An 18,325-nucleotide genomic window follows, 5' to 3' on the forward strand; every position below is an offset into this window, starting at 1 on the left:
GGGCGGATCAGCCCCCGTGGAGCAACTCGTCCACGTTCAGGCCGGCGCCCGGGCCAGTAGAAACGATGTCGAAGTCTCCCCTGAGGATTTCGGCCAGGTCCAGCCGGAAGGCGGGCGGAACTTCTACGTGCTCGCCAACGGTGACGAGGCCTTCGGCGGCCCAGCTGGCCACGTTCTTGGCCAGGATGAACAGGTCCAGGCTTGCGGCGTCCGGCGATTCCAGGGCGGAGACAAGCACCTCCGGGGCGGGCGGGGTTTGGGAGGCGCACAAGACCATGAAGGAGGCCATCTCGAAGTGCCAGTCCTCATAGAGTCCGGGCTCGGAACCTGTCAGTGTGGAGATGAAAATGAACTGGCCTAGCATGTCCCGAAACACCTCGAACGGGGCTCCACCCTGCTCCAGGAAATCCCGGCCGCGGGGCGCAATAGACGCGCGGCCGGCCTTGAACTGGACCAGCCCGAGGCTACCCAGCAGGTGCCAATACAACTTCAGCCTGTCCATGGTTTCCGCCTCGAGATCGGAGTCGGTGGAGGATGAAAGGGAGGCCTCGCCGAGATTCCCTGCACCCGTGTGGCGCAGGGTGGCGGCGGCGTCCGCCCGGTCCTTCTTCCGCAGCTGACCCTTGAGGCTGGTGTCCTGGCCGTCGCCAACCCAGGCCAGCAGGGCCAGGGTGTTCTTCCAGAGCGGGGACGCCGCAGCGGTGGCCGTGAACAGTTCGGCGCTCAGCTCCGGAACGAAGATGCTGGCGAATTCAACGCCGGCCCCTTCGTTGGCGCCCTCGCCGTCAAAAGTTTCGCCAGCCGTCAGCGGCCCGTCTAGGCGCAGCTCCGCTTCCGGGGCCAGGCCCGGCCACGCGGGCTGCTTGAACAGGTCCGCCAGCTTCGCCAGGTCTCCGGGAGCCCCCGTCCAAAGCGCGGACTGGGCCAGGTAGTCAACATAGTCCTGTACCCCGGCGCGCAAGGCGAAACTCGCTTGCGGGTTGGCGTCGGCCGAGACCTCCATGACCTCTCGCACAGCGTCGGGCAACAGCGACATGGCATCCGTGACCGGTTCCAGGATCCGGTACATATCAAAGAAGTCGTCGAGGATCATCAAGCTGATGTCGACCGAGGCAACATCGCGGCCTTGGGATTCCAGCCACAGCGCAAACCCGGGAGCAATCGCCTCCATGGCCCGCTCGAGCCGGAGGTCGGCCAGGGGCACGGCGTTGGCCCGCGTAGCGGCGTCGGCGGCAGCCTTTGCCGGGTTGCCGAAACGGGACTTTTTAGTGCTGTGGGGCTTCTTGGCCACGGGGATCCTTTGCTGCGGCGGTAACGTATTCCTCAAGCCTAGCCGGACGACGCCGGATGGCCGCCTGCGCGCGAAGGGCCCCTCACGCCGTCGTAAAGAAAGTGGAGGTGACCACATGGCGGATGGGCGTTGACCCCAGGCAATACAATGGCTGGCGTGCCAGAACTCAAGCCCGTCACCGTGTCCATTGCCCGGACCGTACAGCCCGGATATCACCGCCAATTCGCCGCGTGGGCCCATGCCGGACAGGAACTGGCCCGCGAATGGCCAGGCTACCTGGGTCCGGCTGGGTGCGGACGGGCCCGGCCTCCGACGAGTGGCATGTCATGTACAGGTTCGCCGACGTTGACGCCCTGGAGGACTGGGACGATTCCGCGGAGCGGCGCTGGTGGATCGACAGCGCCGGAAGCCTGATCAAGGTCACCCGGGTGGAGCATCGGACCGGGATCGAGGGCTGGTTCGACCAGCCCGGCGACGTCTCCATCACCGTCCCGGAGACGATGGTCCCGCCGCGTTGGAAGCAGGCCGTGGGCATCTTCGTGCCATTCTTCCCGCTGAGCCTGCTGGCAAACTTTGCGCTGCACCCGTTCACCGGTTCGTGGCCGCTGGTGCTGTCGGTGCTGCTGAACGTGTGCCTGCTCACACCCGTCATGACATACCTGTTCCTGCCACTGAGCACACGCCTGCTTCGCCACTGGCTGCACGCACCCCGCAAGCCCCGGCAGGGGGCCGCGGGGCGCCGACCCAGCTAGTCGGTGAACGGGGTGAGCACGTTCTTGCCGCTGCCGTGTCCGGACATGCCCGCGGCAAAGGCCGTTGCCAGCTCCTGCATCGGGTAGCTGGCGTCCACATCAACCAGCAGTTTCCCGGCGTCGACCAGGGCACTGAGGCGCTCCAGTTCGCGGGCGTCGGGGCGCACCCAAATGTATTGACCACCGTGGTCCAGAACCGTCCAGTCGGCCACGGCGTCGACGCCGTCCGGGGCCAGCGCGTGCACGCATCCCACCAGGCCGTCGCCGTATTCAACAGGCTCGGTACCGAGTTCGCGCAGCCACGCGTGGTTCTTGGCCGACGCCGTGGCGATCACGCGCAGGCCTGCCAGGGCCGCCAGCTGGATGGCCGTGGCAGGCCTGCGCTGCCGGTGCCGTTGTGAATCAGCAGGGTCTCACCGGTGTGTAGGCCTAGTGCGTCAAGGGTGCGCTGCGCCCTTAGGAGTACACCTCATCGCCCACCGTGAACTCGGGGGTGTCGACGCCAACGGCGGCCACCACGCCGGCCACATCTCAACCCGGAACCACCGGAAAATTGACATCCATGAACGGGGCAAGGCCACCGGACATGACCTTCCAGTCCACGGGGTTCACACCCGCAGCCAAGACTTTGATGAGGACGGAGCCGGGGGCCACCTTGGACATGGGCCGCTCGCTCTTTTTCAACACTTCGGTGCCACCGAACTGTGCATACGTCATGGCCTGCATTGTTTCACCCATGGAAATCGTACTTTTCAAAACGTGTATCTTCACCGACCACCGGGACGGGCAGATGATTCCTTGTAGCTGTTCTGCGCCGGACCTCCAGCCAGTCCGGCGCATGGGCGCTTATGCGCCAGATTCACGCGGAATCTAGCGCATAGCGGAACAGTGCGCGGGGAAACGGTACGCTACGACCATGAGCGATATCACGGTTCCCCAACGGTACAGCTACGGCCCGGATGCCTCTCAGTGGGCTGAGCTTTACCTGCCGCGGGGGCCGTTGGTGGGGGTGGCGGTTGTCATCCACGGCGGGTACTGGCGCAGCGCCTATTCCGCGGACCTAGGCGCCCCCCTGGCACGTGACCTGACAGCCCACGGCGTTGCGGCCTGGAACCTGGAGTACCGCCGGATGGGTAACGGGGGAGGCTGGCCTGCCACGTTCTTGGACATTGCCGCGGGTATTGATGCCCTGGCATTGGCTGCCGCCGAGCACGGCCTGAACCTGGACACAGTGGCGGCCCTAGGTCATTCCGCCGGAGGGCAGCTGGCCGTGTGGGCGGCGGGGCGGCCCCTGCTGCCAGCCGGGGCGGTGGGTGCGGATCCCGCGGTGGAGGTGACCGGCGTCGTGAGCCAATCCGGGCTCCTAAACCTGGGCCAGGCCCAAGCGCAGGGCCTGAGCAACCACGCCGTGGAGATGTTCCTGGGCCCCAACGTGGTGCTGGGGGATCCCCTGGCCGCGGTGCCGTTGCCTGTTCCGGTGTTTGCCGTGCATGCCCTGAACGACGACGCCGTCCCCGCCTCCCAGAGCGAAAGTTACGTTGCCGCTGCGGTGGCGGCGGGTGGGACTGCGCGGCTGATTCGGGTGCCCGGCGACCATTTTGACCTGATCGATATCTCCAGCGACGCGTATGCCACGTGTCGGGAGCTGGTGTTGGGGGTTTTGCGGGCGGCGTAGGGTTGAGTGGGTGAGCGCATCGGGAAAAGGAAAAGGCATGCCCAAGAACACCCGCAAGATTGAATCCGGTATTGAGACCGACTTCAGCGACAAGATGAGTTACGGCAGCTACCTGGCCCTTGACACCCTGCTGGCCTCCCAGCAGCCGGTCAGCAAACCGGAGCACCACGACGAGATGCTTTTCATCATCCAGCACCAGACCTCTGAACTCTGGCTGAAACTGATGCTGCACGAACTGCGGGCGGTGCGCCGCCAACTGGCGCAGGACAATCTGCGGGCGGCCATGAAGGGTGTGGCCCGAATCAAGCACATCCAGCGCTCGCTGACCGAGCAGTGGAGTGTGCTGGCCACCTTGACCCCCTCCGAGTATGCCCAGTTCCGGGGTGACTTGGGATCGGCGTCCGGGTTTCAGTCCTATCAGTACCGGGCCGTGGAGTTCATGCTGGGGAACAAGAACGCAGGCATGTTGAAGGTGTTTGAGGCCAACCCCGCGGCGCAGTCCATGCTCGCCGAAACCCTCGCCCAGAGCAGCATTTACGACGAGTTCCTGGCGTTACTGGCCCGGCGCGGCTTCGCCGTACCTGCCGAACTCCTGGAGCGCGACGTGACGAAGGCGCACGTGTTCAACGCCGAGCTGGTCCAGCTGTTCCGGGTTGTGTACGAGGCCCCGGATGAGCATTGGGACCTGTACGAGGCCTGCGAGGAGCTCGTGGATCTGGAAGACAACTTCCAACTGTGGCGTTTCAGGCATGTCCACACCGTCAAGCGCATCATCGGGATGAAGACCGGCACCGGCGGCTCCTCCGGCGTCGGATTCCTGCAGCGGGCGCTGGAACTGACCTTCTTCCCCGAGCTGTTCGCCGTGCGGACCGAAATCGGGCAATAAGACTTTGCTTATGCGCCTGGTTGGCGGCTAACGGTGCGCCCCTTCCAAAGTGGCGTACCGTTGGGGGGTAAACCGTAAGCAGGTGCAAATCCCCACACCAGGTGCGGCACGGAGTAAGAGCGTTAGCTGCCGGTGCGCTCACCCCAGCGGTGCTCCGCTGCTGAATCTAAGGCCGCTTCCAACCAGCGGCCCATGCCAGCGTAGGCGCCGTCGCGGATGGCTCGCGGTGAGAGGAACACGTCATGAAACGCCCCGGCAATCCTGTGCATGGTGACATCCGGACCCAAATCCAAGGATCGGCGGGCCACCGAATCCACGTTCAGCACCACGTCGGAGGCCAGCACGTCCGCGGACCAGCGAGGCTGTAGGTAGCTCTTGTCCGAAAGCATCACTAGTACCGGGGAATCCAGGGCCAGGCCGCGTGCCACAAGGGCCTGCCCCTGGAATACTGCGTTGATGAAGGCCGGAGGTACGGGGAAGCCGCGGTCCGGACGCCACGCCGGATCGTACTCCCACTCGCCGTCGTACCGCTTGGACACGGCGCGGGTATAAAAACCGGGATCGATGGGCGGCAAGGGGGCCAATGGCCTTAACCGTGTGCGGGCCTGGATAAACGGGGCCATCATGGCCCGGCCCATTTCGTTGGCCTGAAATTCCAGCCAGGGGCTGTTGAGTACGACGGCGGTCGCCGCGCCCGGGTGCCGCGCGGCCCACAGGCTCAGCGTCAGCCCACCGGTGGAATGCCCCAACAGCACCAGGGGGCGTTCGCGGGAAGCCCCGTGTGTGAGCTCGCCCTCGCGGCCTGCCAAGGCATCAAAGGCTGCGCTGAGGCGACGGCGGGCTTCCTCCAAGAACGCCACCTCAAAGGATTCCTGGTCCGGGGCATCCCCCACCTCGGGAAGGGCCATCACCGCTTCGGGAACCCCACTGCGCCCCATGGCCAACAGCGCGGCCGCAATGTCGCCGTCGTACTCTGTGAGGGAGGAAACCTGGCCCGGGACCAGGCCCGGGCGCAGGCTGCGACCATAGTTGTGCAGGTCCAGCGCGTAAAACTGTGCCCCGGCCCGGTGGAAGAACTCGGCAAGTTCACGTTGGAAGAAGTAGTCGCTCCAGCCATGGACATACAAGATGTCGGCCCCGGCCATGGAGGATGGGTGCCATTCCTGGGCCTCACCTATGTAGCGGACCAGCGTTGCCGGGGAACTGGCGGGCAAGTCGAGGGTGAGCTGCTCAAAATCCGGGCCTAGGACATCGCGCTGCCAAAGGGTCATAGCTTGATGCTAGCCGCTATGACCAGTAACCAAGTGCAAACTCCGCAATGACCACCGAGAGCAGGAACGACGCGGTGATGGCGACCAGGCCCACGGGCACAATTTTCCAGCCAATGTTCTTCAGCAACGGCACATCTTTGCCCAGCGACAGGCCGGCCAAGGTCAGCATGACGGTGGCGATGGAGAGGAAGTCGACGGCGGAGACCAGCTTGGTAAGTGGCTCGGCGGCGAAGAACCAGGGGCTGGAGACGTAGGCGCCGATGGTGGTGATCCAGATGATTGCTGAGATCTTCCGGGACACCTTGCCCAGGAACAGGCCCAGCAGAACCAGGCCCATCAGGACGGCGTAACCGCCAATGACGTTCCAGTGCAGACCCTTCGCGGCCACGGATGCCGTGCCAACACCCAGAATCGTCAAGACGCTCAGGGAGACCCAGAGCGGCAGTTTGACCTCGGCCGAGGACTGGGCAACCTTTTCGCGGAAGTCGCGGTTGGCGTCGTCCTCCGCCACGGCTGCGGCGTTCTGCTCGGCCGTGGGTGCCTGTGTAGCTGTGGCAGCAGCAGCGGCCTCGGCGCCCGCACTCTTGCGGGTCAGGAACTTGTAGAACTTCTCTGCCAATGGCAGAGAAACGTAGATGCCGACGTATACGCCAAGGATGGTGGTGATCAGGTTGGAGACGGCGGCCATGCCAAGGATGGCCTGCGCGTCACCGGGGTAGGCCTCGATGATACTGGCCGCGGAGGCGGCCATCATGGAGCCCGAGCCGACGCCGGAACCCATGGCCAGTGCCAACGGGTTGAAGATGCCCCAGTTGGCCACCAGCGAGGTCAGCAGCGTGATGTAGACGGCACCAAAGAGTGTCCCGAAAACGTACATGGCCAGGACACCGCGGTACTGGTCGGAGTCTGCGCCGTACTTTTCCGAGACCATGGCAAAGGACGGCTCGCGGTCCAGTGAGAACGTGGCCCCCACCGTTGCCTTGCCCATGCGCAGCAGCACGGCCAGCGGCAGCGCCAGCATCACGGTGCCCAGGAGGTGGCCCACTTCCTGAAGCAGTAGGGCCGGGCCCGCCTTTATCAGCACGGGAAGGCTGGGGCCGATGTTGAACGCCAGCCTGGCCACCAGCAACATCACGGCCACGCCCACCAGCGCGGAGGCAACCTTTTGCAGGTCAAGGCCCAGCGGCTTGAACTTCTGGACCGAGATCAGCAGGCCCACGATCAGGCCCCACACCATGGGGAAGATGACGATTGAGCCAATGCCGACATTGATCTTGGCCGAGCCGATGTACTGCACGGCCAAGGCGATGATCAGCGCCAGGAGGGCAATGGGGAGTGTTTCCTTCAGTCCAGCCTTGGCCGGTGCGACGAGAGTGCTCATGCGAAGTGGTCCTTGGTTACGGCCGGGCGGTATGCGCCGGCAATGAAACGGGTGCGTTGGGCGGGGTCGGTGGCGGCGTCTGCCGCGGTCCAGGCCAGGGCGACGGCGGCCTCAAACATGACCTCGTATGCTGCGGGAGTGTCGGACAGGGCGGCAAAGGCGTGGGAATGGATGGGCACGTCGGCGCCCGGGATGCTCAGCCAGGGGTGGAGGCTGGGGATGACTTGGGAGATGTTGCCCATGTCGGTGGAGCCGCCGCTCAGCCCGGCGGACGGGGAAATGTCCTTGCCGAAAACGTCCATGGCCGTGGTCCAGTTGGCAGCGAGGTCGCTATTTTGCAGGAGTGGTTCGTACAGCGGCTCGGTGGATTCGATGCTCAGCTCCGTGCCGGTGGCCAGGGCGGCGCCTTCGAAGCAGCGGCGGACCCGGACCAGCAAGGATTCGTATTCCGGCAAGGTGAACGCGCGGCACTCAAATTCGACCACGGCCCGTTCGGGGATGATGTTGGTGACGTGGCCGGCCTCGGCAACATACATGGCGATCCTGTGATCGCCCGGGATCTGCTGGCGCAACAGGCCCACGGCCACTTGGCTGAGCACGGCGGCGTCGGCGGCGTTGACTCCCAGGTGTGGGGCGGCGGCGGCGTGCGCGGCCTTGCCCGTGAACGTGGCCCGGTAGCGGCCCACGGCCTGGGCGCTGGTGCCGGCCGGGTTGTAGGTGACCCCGTCCTGAACCGGGTGGACCATCAAGGACAGCCCGACGCCGTCGAACGCCCCGGCTTCCAGCATCAGGACTTTGCCTCCGCCGTGCTCCTCGGCAGGCGTGCCGATGGCCTTGAGCGTGATCCCCAGGCTGTCGGCGAGAGGTGCCAATGCTAGGGCGGCCGCCGCGGAGGCGCCGGCAATCAGGTTGTGCCCGCAGGCGTGGCCGATCTGGGGCAGGGCGTCGTATTCGATGCACAGGGCGACGGTGAGCTCGCCGCTGCCCACGGTGGCGGTGAACGCTGTCGAGAGTCCCGCGGTGCCCATCACAACGTCAAAGCCGCCCCCACGCAGCAGTGCCGCGATGGCTGAGGAGGCCTTGACTTCCTCAAAGGAAAGTTCGGGGTTGGCGTGGATGTCGCGGGCCAGGGTGTGGACCTGTTCCCGCCACTGCTCGACGCCGGCGGCCAGCTCGGCGTGGACGCCGGTTGCCGCTGCGGTGATCTCGTCTAAATTCATGATGCTGTGTCCTTAGATGGTTCGGGAGGGGCGGTTGGCGGCTAGTCCAGATGGACGCCGAGTTCTTTCCAGAGCTGTTGGGAGCGGCGGATCGTTTCCCTGCTGCGCTCGGGGTGGGCGGCCTGCATGCCAGCGAGTAATCCGTAGACCACCGAGGTTGTGGCGGTGACCGACTGGAAGAAGGCGATGCCTTCAGAGGGGACAACCAGCAGGTGTTTGGCGATGTCGGCCAACCGTCCGCGGCGCATGTCGCTGATGGCGACGATGGTGGCCCCCGCACGGTGGGCGGCCTCGGCGGCCACGATCATTTGCCCGATGGAACGCCAAATGTTGATGACCACCATGACGTCGCCCGGGCCCAGCGTGTTGGTGCTGGTCACTAGGTGCACCCCGGCGCGGGATTCCAGGGAAATCGGGTAGCCCATCGTGGAGCCCAGGTGGGCCATGACGCTGGCCGGGGCGGCATATGAACCGTGCCCCACCACCAGGATGGACTTGGCGACGGCCAGTGTGGCGATGGTGGCTTCCACGTCCTGTGCCGTGTTCGCGTCCAAGGTGAGCCGCAGGTTTTCAATGTCCCGGGTCAGGGCGGCTGTCAACGGGTTGCTGTGCTCGCCGTGTTGGACGAGGGTGTCCTCGGTGGAAATCTTTGTCAGGTAACGCGAGCGCAGTTCCCGCTGCAGATCCGGCCAACCGAGAAAACCGAGGGTCTGGGCCGTGCGGACAACCGTTGAGTTGTTAACCTGGGCATGCGCGGCGATCTCTGCGATCTCGGCGTAGGAGGACAGCTGGGGGTTGCGGATGATGACGTCTGCCACCCGGTTTTGGGCCTTGGGAAGGTCGGTATCCGCCAAAATGTCATCCAACCAGTTCACGCCCGGCCCTGTCGGGTCCAGGCGTGGGTGGGCGGCCGGAGCCTCCTCGGAGGTGCCGGGGGTCACATGGGAAGGTTCGGATGTTAGGTGGGTCACTCTGCAATTATGGTTGCAATTTTCAGATATTGCAATTTCGTTTGCAGTTTATTGGTGGTGCGCCCGGGCCGGGGCCGCTGTGCCTATGCTGGAAGTGCCGAGACCCGCCGACCGTTCTCAGGAGCGCTCGTTTCGACATTTTGCTCAGGCATGTTTGCACGATCGAAGGATGATGACTATGACGCATTGGCAGGAAGCCCTTGAGATATGGGCCCCGGCGTGGGCTGCGATCCGCGATCTGAAGGACGCCGCCTCGGAGCAGATCTTGGCGTGGCCGGTCGAGGGTGGCGCGTTTTCTGGTGCCGTGCTGCACCTGGTCACCGAAGACCCGGTGGCGGCGCGCGAATTTGCCGCCGGCCTGGCGCTGGCCGAAACGGGCACCGCCGTCTTGCTCTCAGCCCTCACCGACGACCTTGACCTGGTCCCGAAGCTGCCGCCGGACACGAACCTTGCCGAGGTGCCACTGGAAAATTACGACGCCGTCGAGGTTGCCTTGTTTGACCGGCCGGTCGCTGGCGGGCGGGTCAAGGTCGGCGATGAACTGGCTGTCCTGGGCGGGCTGCATGTGGATGTGCCGGATCCGGACATGGTGGTTGCGCTGGAAGCGGTCATGATTGCCTCGCTTGGCGAAGAGGCCTTCACCCACGGTGCGGACAGGCTCTTCCTGGTGGCCGACGCTGCCCAGGCCGCACGCCTAGCGCCCCTAGGCTGGAGCCAGGCTGCGCAGATCCTCAGTTTTACGAGGCAATGAGCCGGATCTGGACGCGCACGACGGCGGCACCCGGCCAGGTGCCGCCGTCGTACCTTCGTACCTTCGAGCTTTCAGGCCGGTGGTGCGGATAGGGCTGGGGCTCCAGCATGAGCCGCTTGTTCTCGGCAAATCCTCCGCGGTACATTCGTCAAAGGCGGTGCAATGGCGTCCCGCCAGGTGTTCCACGGCGTCCTCGATGCGCGGTGTTTCGGCCGGTTGGCCGGGCTGGATCTGGCCCGTTGGCCCCACCACGATGTAGCCGAACTCGTAGAGGGCTTCGCAGCCCAGGGCGCAGGTCAGCGTGGCGTTGGTCTGGCAGTCCATGCGCTCCTCCTCGTAGCTTTCGGGGAGGGGCTTGGTGTGGGTGGCGATGAGCAGGCGGGCAGGATAGTTCTCCCCGCAAATGGCGCAGGCGGCAGTCGTGCTGCCGGGCAGCCCGCGCAGACTGGTCGCCGAGGACTGCGGGGCCGGGACGGCGGCTTCCGCCAGCAACTCCTGACCCGCTTTGGCCGTAAGTGCTGAAATGTGGCGTTATTGCGGCTTGCCGGCAGCGTTGAAGGGACCTGGTTCGCGCGCGGTCCCGCCATTTTCCGTCACCACGCTGACGGCCCTCACATACGGGCCGAAGTAGTTGAACACGACGTCGCCCTTGTTCATGTCCTTGATGAGTTCCCTGTTCCCGTCGGGGTCCACCACCGGGTCCCGTCGTTGATGGCCTGCTCAAAGTTGCGGCCGTGGTTGACCCACCAGTATTTCCTCAAAGTAACTCCTTGGCTTCACTTGTGTTGGCATTCGGCGTCGCTTTCAGCCTAGATCTCTGAGTGCCCGTATGGGCACAAAGTTCAGGACATGGCAGAATAGGAGATGGCCCGGGTGCAGACGGGCCCAGTGATAATACAGCCGGCCAGCCCCCACGGGGTGTGGCATGAGCGAACCACTTAAACAAGAGAAATTTGAGACTTCACTATGTCCCCGCTGCAAAGTAATGCCTCGGCAACCCCTTTTAGAACCAGCACAACCCCCACCTTTGCCGCCGTCGGAAGCCCCTATTTTGGGATTCTGCTGGCGTGCATGGCTGTCATCGTGATCCTGTCCAACATCGGCGCGTCCAAGGGCGTGCAATTTGGCCCCATCGTGACGGACGGCGGATTTTTCCTGTTCCCCTTCGCCTACATCCTCGGCGATGTGATCAGCGAGATTTACGGCTTCAAGGTCAACCGCAAGGCAATTCTCACCACGTTTGCACTGTCAGTCTTCGCCTCACTTTGCTATTGGGTGATCATTGCGCTGCCCGGATTCACCGACGACTACGGTGTTGCCAAACAGCACGCCCTGACGGAGGCGTTGGGTCCGGTGCCGCAGATCGTGCTGGCCAGCCTCCTGGCGTTCCTGGCCGGACAGACCGTCAACTCCTGGATCATGGTCCGGCTGAAAGCACACCACGGCGAACGGAAACTCTGGGTGCGGCTCATGGGTTCCAGCGGTGCCGGCGAATTCCTGGACACCTTGATCTTCTGCGCCATTGCGGCCCCCGTGATTGGGATCGTGGGCTTTGGCATGTTCGCCAACTATGTCCTGGTGGGCTTTGTGTACAAGGTGGGCGTGCAGTACGCGCTCATCCCGGTGACCAGCGTGGCGATCCGCTGGTTTAAGCGCCGCGAACCGTCCTATGTGGAAGCTCAGGCAAGCATTTAGCGCTGCGGGGGCCGTTGTGGTGATTCGCCCATGGCCGGCCAGAGGCGAATCACCACAACGGCCCCCCACAGCATCAGGATTACCGGTTCGGGTAGTAGCGGCGCAGCGTCTCGGCCTTGAACGCGAAGAACGTGCCGTCCTCGATGGCCAGGCGAGCGTCGTCGACCATTTTCACCACGAAGCGTTCGTTGTGGATGGAGATCAGCGTGGCGGAAACCATTTCCTTGGCCTTGTACAGGTGGTGGATGTAGGCGCGAGTGTAGTTCTCGCAGGTGTAGCAGTCGCACTCTTGCGACAACGGCGTGAAATCGCGCTTGTATTTGGCGCCGGAGAGATTGAAGCGGCCGTCGGGGGTGTAGAACGCCGAGGTGCGGGCGACCCGGGTGGGCGAGACGCAGTCAAAGGTGTCGGCACCGTTCTCGATGGCCGTGAAAATGTCATCTGGCTCGGAGATGCCCAACAGGTGGCGGGGCTTGTCCTCGGGCAGTTCCTCGGAGCACCAGCGCACAATGGTGCCCAAGTTTTCCTTCTCCAGCGCACCTCCGATGCCGAAGCCGTCAAAGTTCATTTCACCCAGGTCATGCGAGGCCTTTCGGCGCAGGTCCTCGTACTGGGCACCCTGAATGACGCCGAACAGGGCCTGGTAGGGCTTACCCAGGCGCTCTTCGGTGAGCCGGAAGTGCTCTTCGATGCAGCGCAGCGCCCACAGCCGGGTGCGCTCGAGCGACATTTCCTGGTAGCCGCGCGAGTTCAGCAGCGTGGTCAGCTCGTCGAAGGCGAACATGATGTCGGCGCCGATCTGGTGCTGGACCTGCATCGAAACCTCGGGGGAGAAGCGGTGCATGTCACCGTTCAGGTGCGACTTGAACCAGACGCCGTCGTCATCGATGTGGGCCAGGCGTTCCTTGCCCACGGCCACGGAGTCGTCGGCGCCGGCGTGCGGGGACGCGGCTACGGCATCCATGTTGATGACCTTCTTGAAGCCCGAGCCCAGGGACATGACCTGGAAGCCGCCGCTGTCGGTGAAGGTGGGTCCGGACCAGTTCATGAACTTGCCGAGCCCGCCGGCGGCGTCGAGGATGTCGGCGCCGGGCTGCAGGTACAGGTGGTAGGCGTTGGCCAGCAGTGCCTGTGCGCCCAGCTCGGCCATGGATTCCGGCAGCACTGCTTTCACGGTGGCCTTGGTTCCAACGGCGATGAACGCGGGGGTCTTGATGGTGCCGTGCGGGGTGGTGATGACGCCGGTGCGGCCCTGGAATTTGCCGCCGTTTCTTTGGATCGCTTCAGCCGCGGGCGCACACGTTTCATTCAGCCTGGTGGTGACCTCAAAACTGAATTCGCTTTGCGACGCCGGAGCGCCGGGAACTGTGGGCGGGGCCGTGGCGGGCGCGGGGGCAAGAAGGCCAGTGCTGTTCTCAGGGGAGGGCATTAGTCCATTTTGCCAGTCTTTCCCGGCGTCCGGGTTTGAAGGTGTCCAACGCAACCCGACGCTCTCGCCCTTTTGGCTACTCTCCGGGGTAGTGGGTCTCCATGAAGGCATCCCACTGTGCCCCGACGGCTTCCAGTGCGGCAGCGCCAAGGCCGTAGGTGGAGACGACGATCTGGGCGCCGGGATGCTCGCGCAGGCCCTCGACGGGTGCCTGCTGGGCAAGGATCAGCAGGCCGTCACCGTGTTCTGCATAGTCCGCAACCGTCAGACCCAGCTGGGTATCGCTGCGGTACCAGACCTTCCCTTTCAGTGCGGCGCCGGTGTTGAGGGTTAGCTGGTACGGCTCGCCCGGACCGGGGAGCCACCCGGTGTCGATGCCCAAAGCGTCCCACAGGTTGGTGTGTGCGGCGCTGGTGCCATCGACGAAAATGGTCCGACGCGGCGTATGCGGGTGGCGTTCCAGCGCGAACTTCAACTGCTGGATGAACATGGCCCAGCCCTCGGTGATGTCCGAGTCATACTTGGCAAATTCGCCGGTTGCGACGCCGCGTGTCAGGGTCACCAAGGTGCCGTCCGGGCGTGGTTCCAAGGTGAAGACGTCGCCCATTTCCAGTTCCAGACGGAGGTGGTCCGGGCTCTCCAAAACGTCGCTGTAGTAGATTTGCTGGATCTCATCATCGAGCCCCTCCATCTCCCAGCCGTGCCATTGGGCTGTCTTGGCGGGTTCACGCAGCATGCGCCAGACCTGTTCGGCGTCGGCGTTGACGAGCACTGAGAGCGGGTTCGTGTCCATGAACCGTAATCTACGCCGGATAGCCGAATCGGGCTAGGGCGCCTGCCTGATTGCTGCGCTAGGGTCGGGCGGGGTTAGCGGCCCAAACCGGCAAAGGAGATGGCCTGGCGCACCAGGGCGCCGCGGCCGCCCACGAACTCGGCCTGCACGCCGGGGCTGAGCACCTCCTCGGGCGTCATCCAGGTCAGTTCAAGGGCGTCCTGGCGTGGCTCGCATTCACCCGTCACGGGGATCACGTAGACCAGGGCCACGGCGTGCTGGCGTTCGTCGGTGAACCCGGTTTCGGACGGCGAGGGCAGGTACTCGGCCACCGTGAAGGGCACGGGGCTAACGGGCAGTTGCGGGAAGGCCAGCGGGCCCAGGTCCTTCTCCACATGCCTGACAAGCGCGGCCCGGATGGTCTCCCGGTACAGCACCCGCCCGGAAACCAGCGTGCGGACCATGGAGCCCTCGTCGTCGGCCTGCAGCAGCAAACCCACCTCATTGACATAGCCCAGCGGGTCAAGACGGACCGGGACCACCTCCACATAGACCATGGGAAGACGGCTTCTGGCCTCGTACAAGTCCTCGTTGGACAGCCAGCCGGGGTAGGGATCAGGGGTGCGCACGCTCATACCTCAGTTCTACCCCATCCCCGCCCCAAGCACTGCCTTTTGGATCCTCAAAGCGGTCTGGATTCGCCCCCACCACCCAGAGGGAGGTGCTCGCCGTCGCGCATGATGCCAAGTTCGACGCCGGAGGACCAGCCCGCCGCCGTGGCCACAAAACCGCCGTTCTTGGCCCTGAAAAGCGCCCCGCCGTCTGCCCGATCCTGGACGAACTTGGCGCCAATATCCGCCAGTACCTTGTTGGCTGCGGTGGGGTTGGGTGTGCGCCAGGTGACCACCACGGCCAGCGGCGCCCCGGGGTCAGGGAGGCGCAGATCGTTAGAGGAGGCCAGCTCAAAGCTGAAACCATCGGGTGCGTTGACGCGGGCCCCGGGCCCGGCGGAGGTCTCTGCCAGCTCCGCATGAGTACCGTCGGCCAGGGTTCGCTGGACAAAAATGACCGGATCCCGCAGCTCAAAGGCGAGCAGGGTGCCACGATGGTCCGGGGCCTGGCGGCACACACCCACCTTGCCATTGCCGGTGTCAAGGACCGCCCGGTCGCCGTCGTTCTCCGCGCAGGCCAGTCCCAGCTGCCGCAACTGCTCCACGGTGTTCTCAAAGGACGCGGTGAAAAGGATCGGGCGTACGCGCAGCATGGTCTCTCCAGGGGTGGGGTGCTTCTACGGTAGCAACACTGGTAGCCTGACGGGCAGAAACTGGCGGACGAGGTGGGTGCACGGCTCCACATGCTGGGCTCCACATGCTGGCGAACTAATCCAGAAGTGCCTCCAGCCCGGCGGCGGCAGCCTCCGGTAACAGTGGGACGTAGCGGTCGTAGATTGCCTGACGGGCCCGCCGCCCCGCCTCCACACCCTGGCGGGAGGCGATGGCCTGGAAAATCTCGCGGTCTAGCGCGGCCGAGGCTGCCTCGGTGCGTTCGGTGGCCTCGGAATTCGTAAGCTGCTCGGTGATGAGCCCCACGATGGCCTCGGCGACTGCCCGGCCGCACATGGTCAGTAGCGCATTTCCACTAGCCTCCCAAACAGCAAGGTGGAAGTCGACGTCGGCCCGGGCGAAGGCTTCGGCGTCCTTGCCCACTGCCTGTTCCATACGTTCAATGGCCGACTCCATGCCAGCCAATTGCTCGTCGTTGTGCAGAGTCGCGGCCAATCGGCAGGCCGAAGATTCCAGAACGAGGCGGAACTGGACCAGCTCCGCCATGGACAATGAGTCCAAGCGAGCCATCGTGGTGAAGGATCGGGTCAGTGACTGGGGGGAAGGCTCAAGCACCTTTGGCCCGCCGCGCCCGCCCGGCTTGGATTCGATCAGCCCCATGGACTGGAGTACACGTAGCGCTTCGCGAACGGTGGGCCGGCTGACCGAGAATTGCACCATCAGTTCGCGCTCGGACGGCAGATGCTCTCCGGCGAGGATGGCCCCGGAGGTGATGGCCGTTTCAATCTGCTCCACGATCCGCTCGTAAGTGAGCGTTGCAACAGCGGGCGTAAAGCTGACGATATTCATCTGATGCCTGACGTCAAGGGATTACCTTCTTCTGCGAGCCACTGTACCTGGGGCCACTACCATTGCCAGCCTGTTGAGAACTGGTTCGACCAGCCAACCAATTAGTAATATACAACCAATGACCTCACACTGCCGATGCACCGGTGCCGCCCCCTTTTTGAGAGTCGGGCGGCCCCGCCACCGGTCAGGCATGCCATCAACCACTGTGTATCGAGAGCGGCGGAGCGCCTTTGGAGTGATGGCAGTTCCAGAATGAGCCTAGTCACACTGGGCCCCGGCCCGTCATCTTTGGCAATGCTGCGGATGGGAGACCATCAGGGGCGAGGCTCGGAAATCGTCGTTGTTCCGCGGGAATGAAGACCACAGCAGCGACGATGCACAGCCATGCACGCTGGCCGGCACTTCCTCGAGACGCGTCGTCAACATAATATAACTGGCCAGACCATTGTTATAGGTTGATATATGCATTCGAATGCTGTTGGATAAGTCACATTGCAGGATCGTCCGAACAACCGATTCCAACCGATGGAGTGCCCATGCTTCGCTCAAAGAGAACCAGCCTGTCAGTTGCCCTATTGCTGGCGTCTTCACTATCGCTTGGCGCATGTTCGGCCGGCTCCGCTCCTGGTGGCCAAGATGGCGGGGCCGAGAACTCTGCCATTACCGTCGCCCTCAGCGGGCCGCCGGTGAATCTTGACTTCACCACGACGGCGGGCTCGGCTATTCCGCAGGCGCTCATGGACAACGTCTACCAGGGCCTGCTTCGCATTGACCAAGAAGGAAAGATCCAGCCGCTGCTTGCCGATTCCTGGGAACTTAGCCCGGATCGAATGACCTACACCTTCAAGCTCCATCCAGGAGTCACCTTCTCCAACGGCGAGGCCTTCACAGCAGAGGACGTCAAGTTCAGTATCGACCGGGTGAAGTCCGACGCATGGAAATCCAGCGTGAAAGCGAAGATGAACGTCGTCCAGGAAGTCGTGGCCGTCAGTGACACCGAGGTCAAGGTGGTGCTCAAGCAGCCCAGCAATGCCTGGCTCTTTGACATGGGATCGCGCATCGGGGCCATGTTCGACCCGAAGGGAGTTGACGATCTGGCCAACACGCCCGTCGGCACCGGCCCATACACTGTCTCCTCATGGAAGCCGGGCGAATCCATGGAGATGAGTGCCCGCACCGACTACTGGGGCCAGGCCCCCAAGATCAAGAATGCGACCCTGCGATACTTTGCTGACGCCACGGCAACGACCAACGCCCTGCAGTCCGGCGATGTTGACGTTGTCTACAACATGCAGGCGCCCGAACTGCTCTCCAGCTTCGAGGGCAAGCCCGAATACCAGGTCATCAAGGGCACCTCGACCGGCGAAATTATACTGTCCATGAACAATAGAGCCGCCCCTTTCAACGACGTCAGGGTGCGCCAGGCCGTCATGTATGCCATAGACCGCAAGGCCGTCATGGACACTGCCTGGAATGGCTTGGGCACACTCATTGGGGGTCCGGTCCCTCCAACCGACGCCTATTACGAGGATCTAAATGGCGTCTTTCCATTCAACCCCGGCAAGGCCAAGGCGCTTTTGAAAGAGGCCGGGGTCGAGAACCTAGACATCACCTTCTCCGTGCCCACCAGGCCATATGCGACCGCCGTATCTGAAATTGTTGTTTCCCAGCTCAAAGACGTGGGTATCAACGCCAAGATCGCCTCCACCGAATTCCCGGCCGTCTGGTTGGACAAAGTCTTCACAAAACACGACTACCAGATGTCAGTCATCCTGGCGGTCGAGTCGAGGGACGTACTAACCATCTTCAACGATCCGAACTATTACATCGGCTTCGACAACTCCACGATCAAGGCAGAAGCCGCCGCGGCCGACATGGCTGATGAGTCCGGCTATGTTGCAGGGATGAAAAAAGTGGTTCGCAGCATCGTTGATGAGGCCGGCGCCAACACCCTCTTCTTGTTCCCCAACATCGTTGTGGCAAAAACTGGTGTCGCCGGCATCCCCGCCAACGCAGTGTCCGAGGGTCTTAATTTGAGCGCCATGAGCTGGAAGTAGGGGCCTGCGGATCATCCAGAGACGGGCTGCGGGCCAACTTGC

Annotated in this window: 18 protein-coding genes and 1 pseudogene; 6 read left to right on the forward strand and 13 right to left on the reverse strand. The window is 63.8% G+C overall.

Going from position 1 to position 18,325, the window contains the following annotated elements:
- Positions 1 to 7: 7 nt before the first annotated feature.
- The gene (locus tag AOC05_RS17635; protein ID WP_062008822.1) at positions 8 to 1,291 is read right to left on the reverse strand and encodes a hypothetical protein; all 1,284 of its coding nucleotides are present in this window, start codon (positions 1,289 to 1,291) and stop codon (positions 8 to 10) included.
- A 263-nt stretch (positions 1,292 to 1,554) separates the two neighbouring features.
- On the opposite strand from AOC05_RS17635, the gene AOC05_RS17640 reads away from it, so the two are divergent.
- Positions 1,555 to 2,043, forward strand: a complete 489-nt coding sequence (locus AOC05_RS17640; protein WP_335337600.1) for an antibiotic biosynthesis monooxygenase — start codon at positions 1,555 to 1,557, stop codon at positions 2,041 to 2,043.
- Here AOC05_RS17640 and AOC05_RS20885 read toward each other — a convergent pair.
- Positions 2,040 to 2,769: pseudogene (locus tag AOC05_RS20885) on the reverse strand (NADP-dependent oxidoreductase). The gene AOC05_RS17640 and the pseudogene AOC05_RS20885 sit on opposite strands and share 4 nt — an antisense overlap.
- Positions 2,770 to 2,959: 190 nt before the next feature.
- Between AOC05_RS20885 and AOC05_RS17655 the strand changes: the two are divergent.
- Together AOC05_RS17655 and kynA are read left to right on the forward strand one after the other, a co-directional pair.
- Positions 2,960 to 3,718, forward strand: coding sequence for an alpha/beta hydrolase (locus tag AOC05_RS17655; RefSeq protein WP_062008828.1), 759 nt, complete (start codon positions 2,960 to 2,962; stop codon positions 3,716 to 3,718).
- A gap of 37 nt (positions 3,719 to 3,755) precedes the next feature.
- Entirely contained in the window at positions 3,756 to 4,604 is an 849-nt protein-coding gene (gene kynA, locus AOC05_RS17660) for a tryptophan 2,3-dioxygenase (protein WP_062008830.1), read from the forward strand.
- A gap of 122 nt (positions 4,605 to 4,726) precedes the next feature.
- On the opposite strand, the gene AOC05_RS17665 is transcribed toward kynA, so the two are convergent.
- From AOC05_RS17665 to AOC05_RS17680, 4 genes are read right to left on the reverse strand one after another with little or no spacing between them, the layout of a single operon-like run.
- Positions 4,727 to 5,875: an alpha/beta hydrolase gene (locus AOC05_RS17665; RefSeq protein ID WP_062008832.1), complete on the reverse strand. Its 1,149-nt coding sequence runs from the start codon at positions 5,873 to 5,875 to the stop codon at positions 4,727 to 4,729.
- 16 nt (positions 5,876 to 5,891) lie between these two features.
- Complete coding sequence (locus AOC05_RS17670; RefSeq protein WP_062008834.1) at positions 5,892 to 7,256, reverse strand: DUF3100 domain-containing protein; 1,365 nt, start codon at positions 7,254 to 7,256, stop codon at positions 5,892 to 5,894.
- Positions 7,253 to 8,476, reverse strand: a complete 1,224-nt coding sequence (locus tag AOC05_RS17675) for an amidohydrolase (protein WP_062008836.1) — start codon at positions 8,474 to 8,476, stop codon at positions 7,253 to 7,255. Before AOC05_RS17675 ends, AOC05_RS17670 begins: the two co-directional genes overlap by 4 nt.
- Positions 8,477 to 8,517: 41 nt before the next feature.
- The gene (locus AOC05_RS17680; RefSeq protein ID WP_062010003.1) at positions 8,518 to 9,372 is read right to left on the reverse strand and encodes a MurR/RpiR family transcriptional regulator; all 855 of its coding nucleotides are present in this window, start codon (positions 9,370 to 9,372) and stop codon (positions 8,518 to 8,520) included.
- Between the two features lie 253 nt (positions 9,373 to 9,625).
- Here AOC05_RS17680 and AOC05_RS17685 point away from each other — a divergent pair, with 253 nt between their 5' ends.
- Positions 9,626 to 10,198, forward strand: a complete 573-nt coding sequence (locus AOC05_RS17685) for a hypothetical protein (RefSeq protein WP_062008838.1) — start codon at positions 9,626 to 9,628, stop codon at positions 10,196 to 10,198.
- Here AOC05_RS17685 and AOC05_RS19605 read toward each other — a convergent pair.
- Both AOC05_RS19605 and AOC05_RS19610 read right to left on the reverse strand, forming a co-directional pair.
- Complete coding sequence (locus tag AOC05_RS19605) at positions 10,151 to 10,690, reverse strand: hypothetical protein (RefSeq protein ID WP_157375020.1); 540 nt, start codon at positions 10,688 to 10,690, stop codon at positions 10,151 to 10,153. The genes AOC05_RS17685 and AOC05_RS19605 overlap by 48 nt on opposite strands.
- Positions 10,691 to 10,729: 39 nt before the next feature.
- Entirely contained in the window at positions 10,730 to 10,891 is a 162-nt protein-coding gene (locus AOC05_RS19610) for a hypothetical protein (protein WP_157375021.1), read from the reverse strand.
- Between the two features lie 273 nt (positions 10,892 to 11,164).
- Here AOC05_RS19610 and AOC05_RS17695 point away from each other — a divergent pair, with 273 nt between their 5' ends.
- Positions 11,165 to 11,893 (forward strand): queuosine precursor transporter, encoded by a 729-nt coding sequence (locus tag AOC05_RS17695; protein ID WP_062008842.1) that lies wholly within the window; start codon positions 11,165 to 11,167, stop codon positions 11,891 to 11,893.
- Positions 11,894 to 11,972: 79 nt separating this feature from the next.
- Here the strand turns inward: AOC05_RS17695 and tgt are convergent, their stop codons facing one another.
- The 5 genes from tgt to AOC05_RS17720 all read right to left on the reverse strand — a co-directional run bounded on the left by tgt (position 11,973) and on the right by AOC05_RS17720 (position 16,226).
- Entirely contained in the window at positions 11,973 to 13,322 is a 1,350-nt protein-coding gene (tgt, locus tag AOC05_RS17700) for a tRNA guanosine(34) transglycosylase Tgt (RefSeq protein ID WP_062008843.1), read from the reverse strand.
- 76 nt (positions 13,323 to 13,398) lie between these two features.
- On the reverse strand, positions 13,399 to 14,115 hold the full coding sequence (locus AOC05_RS17705) for an SRPBCC family protein (RefSeq protein WP_062008849.1): 717 nt from the start codon (positions 14,113 to 14,115) through the stop codon (positions 13,399 to 13,401).
- A 74-nt stretch (positions 14,116 to 14,189) separates the two neighbouring features.
- A complete protein-coding gene (locus AOC05_RS17710; RefSeq protein WP_062008852.1) occupies positions 14,190 to 14,729 on the reverse strand; it encodes an NUDIX hydrolase family protein in 540 nt (179 codons plus the stop codon).
- A gap of 47 nt (positions 14,730 to 14,776) precedes the next feature.
- Complete coding sequence (locus AOC05_RS17715; protein ID WP_062008854.1) at positions 14,777 to 15,358, reverse strand: hypothetical protein; 582 nt, start codon at positions 15,356 to 15,358, stop codon at positions 14,777 to 14,779.
- Positions 15,359 to 15,473: 115 nt separating this feature from the next.
- On the reverse strand, positions 15,474 to 16,226 hold the full coding sequence (locus tag AOC05_RS17720) for a FadR/GntR family transcriptional regulator (RefSeq protein ID WP_062008856.1): 753 nt from the start codon (positions 16,224 to 16,226) through the stop codon (positions 15,474 to 15,476).
- 536 nt (positions 16,227 to 16,762) lie between these two features.
- On the opposite strand from AOC05_RS17720, the gene AOC05_RS17725 reads away from it, so the two are divergent.
- Entirely contained in the window at positions 16,763 to 18,283 is a 1,521-nt protein-coding gene (locus AOC05_RS17725; protein WP_062008858.1) for an ABC transporter substrate-binding protein, read from the forward strand.
- Positions 18,284 to 18,325: the final 42 nt, after the last annotated feature.

The organism is Arthrobacter alpinus, from assembly GCF_001294625.1.
Classification (GTDB): Bacteria; Actinomycetota; Actinomycetes; order Actinomycetales; family Micrococcaceae; genus Specibacter; species Specibacter alpinus_A.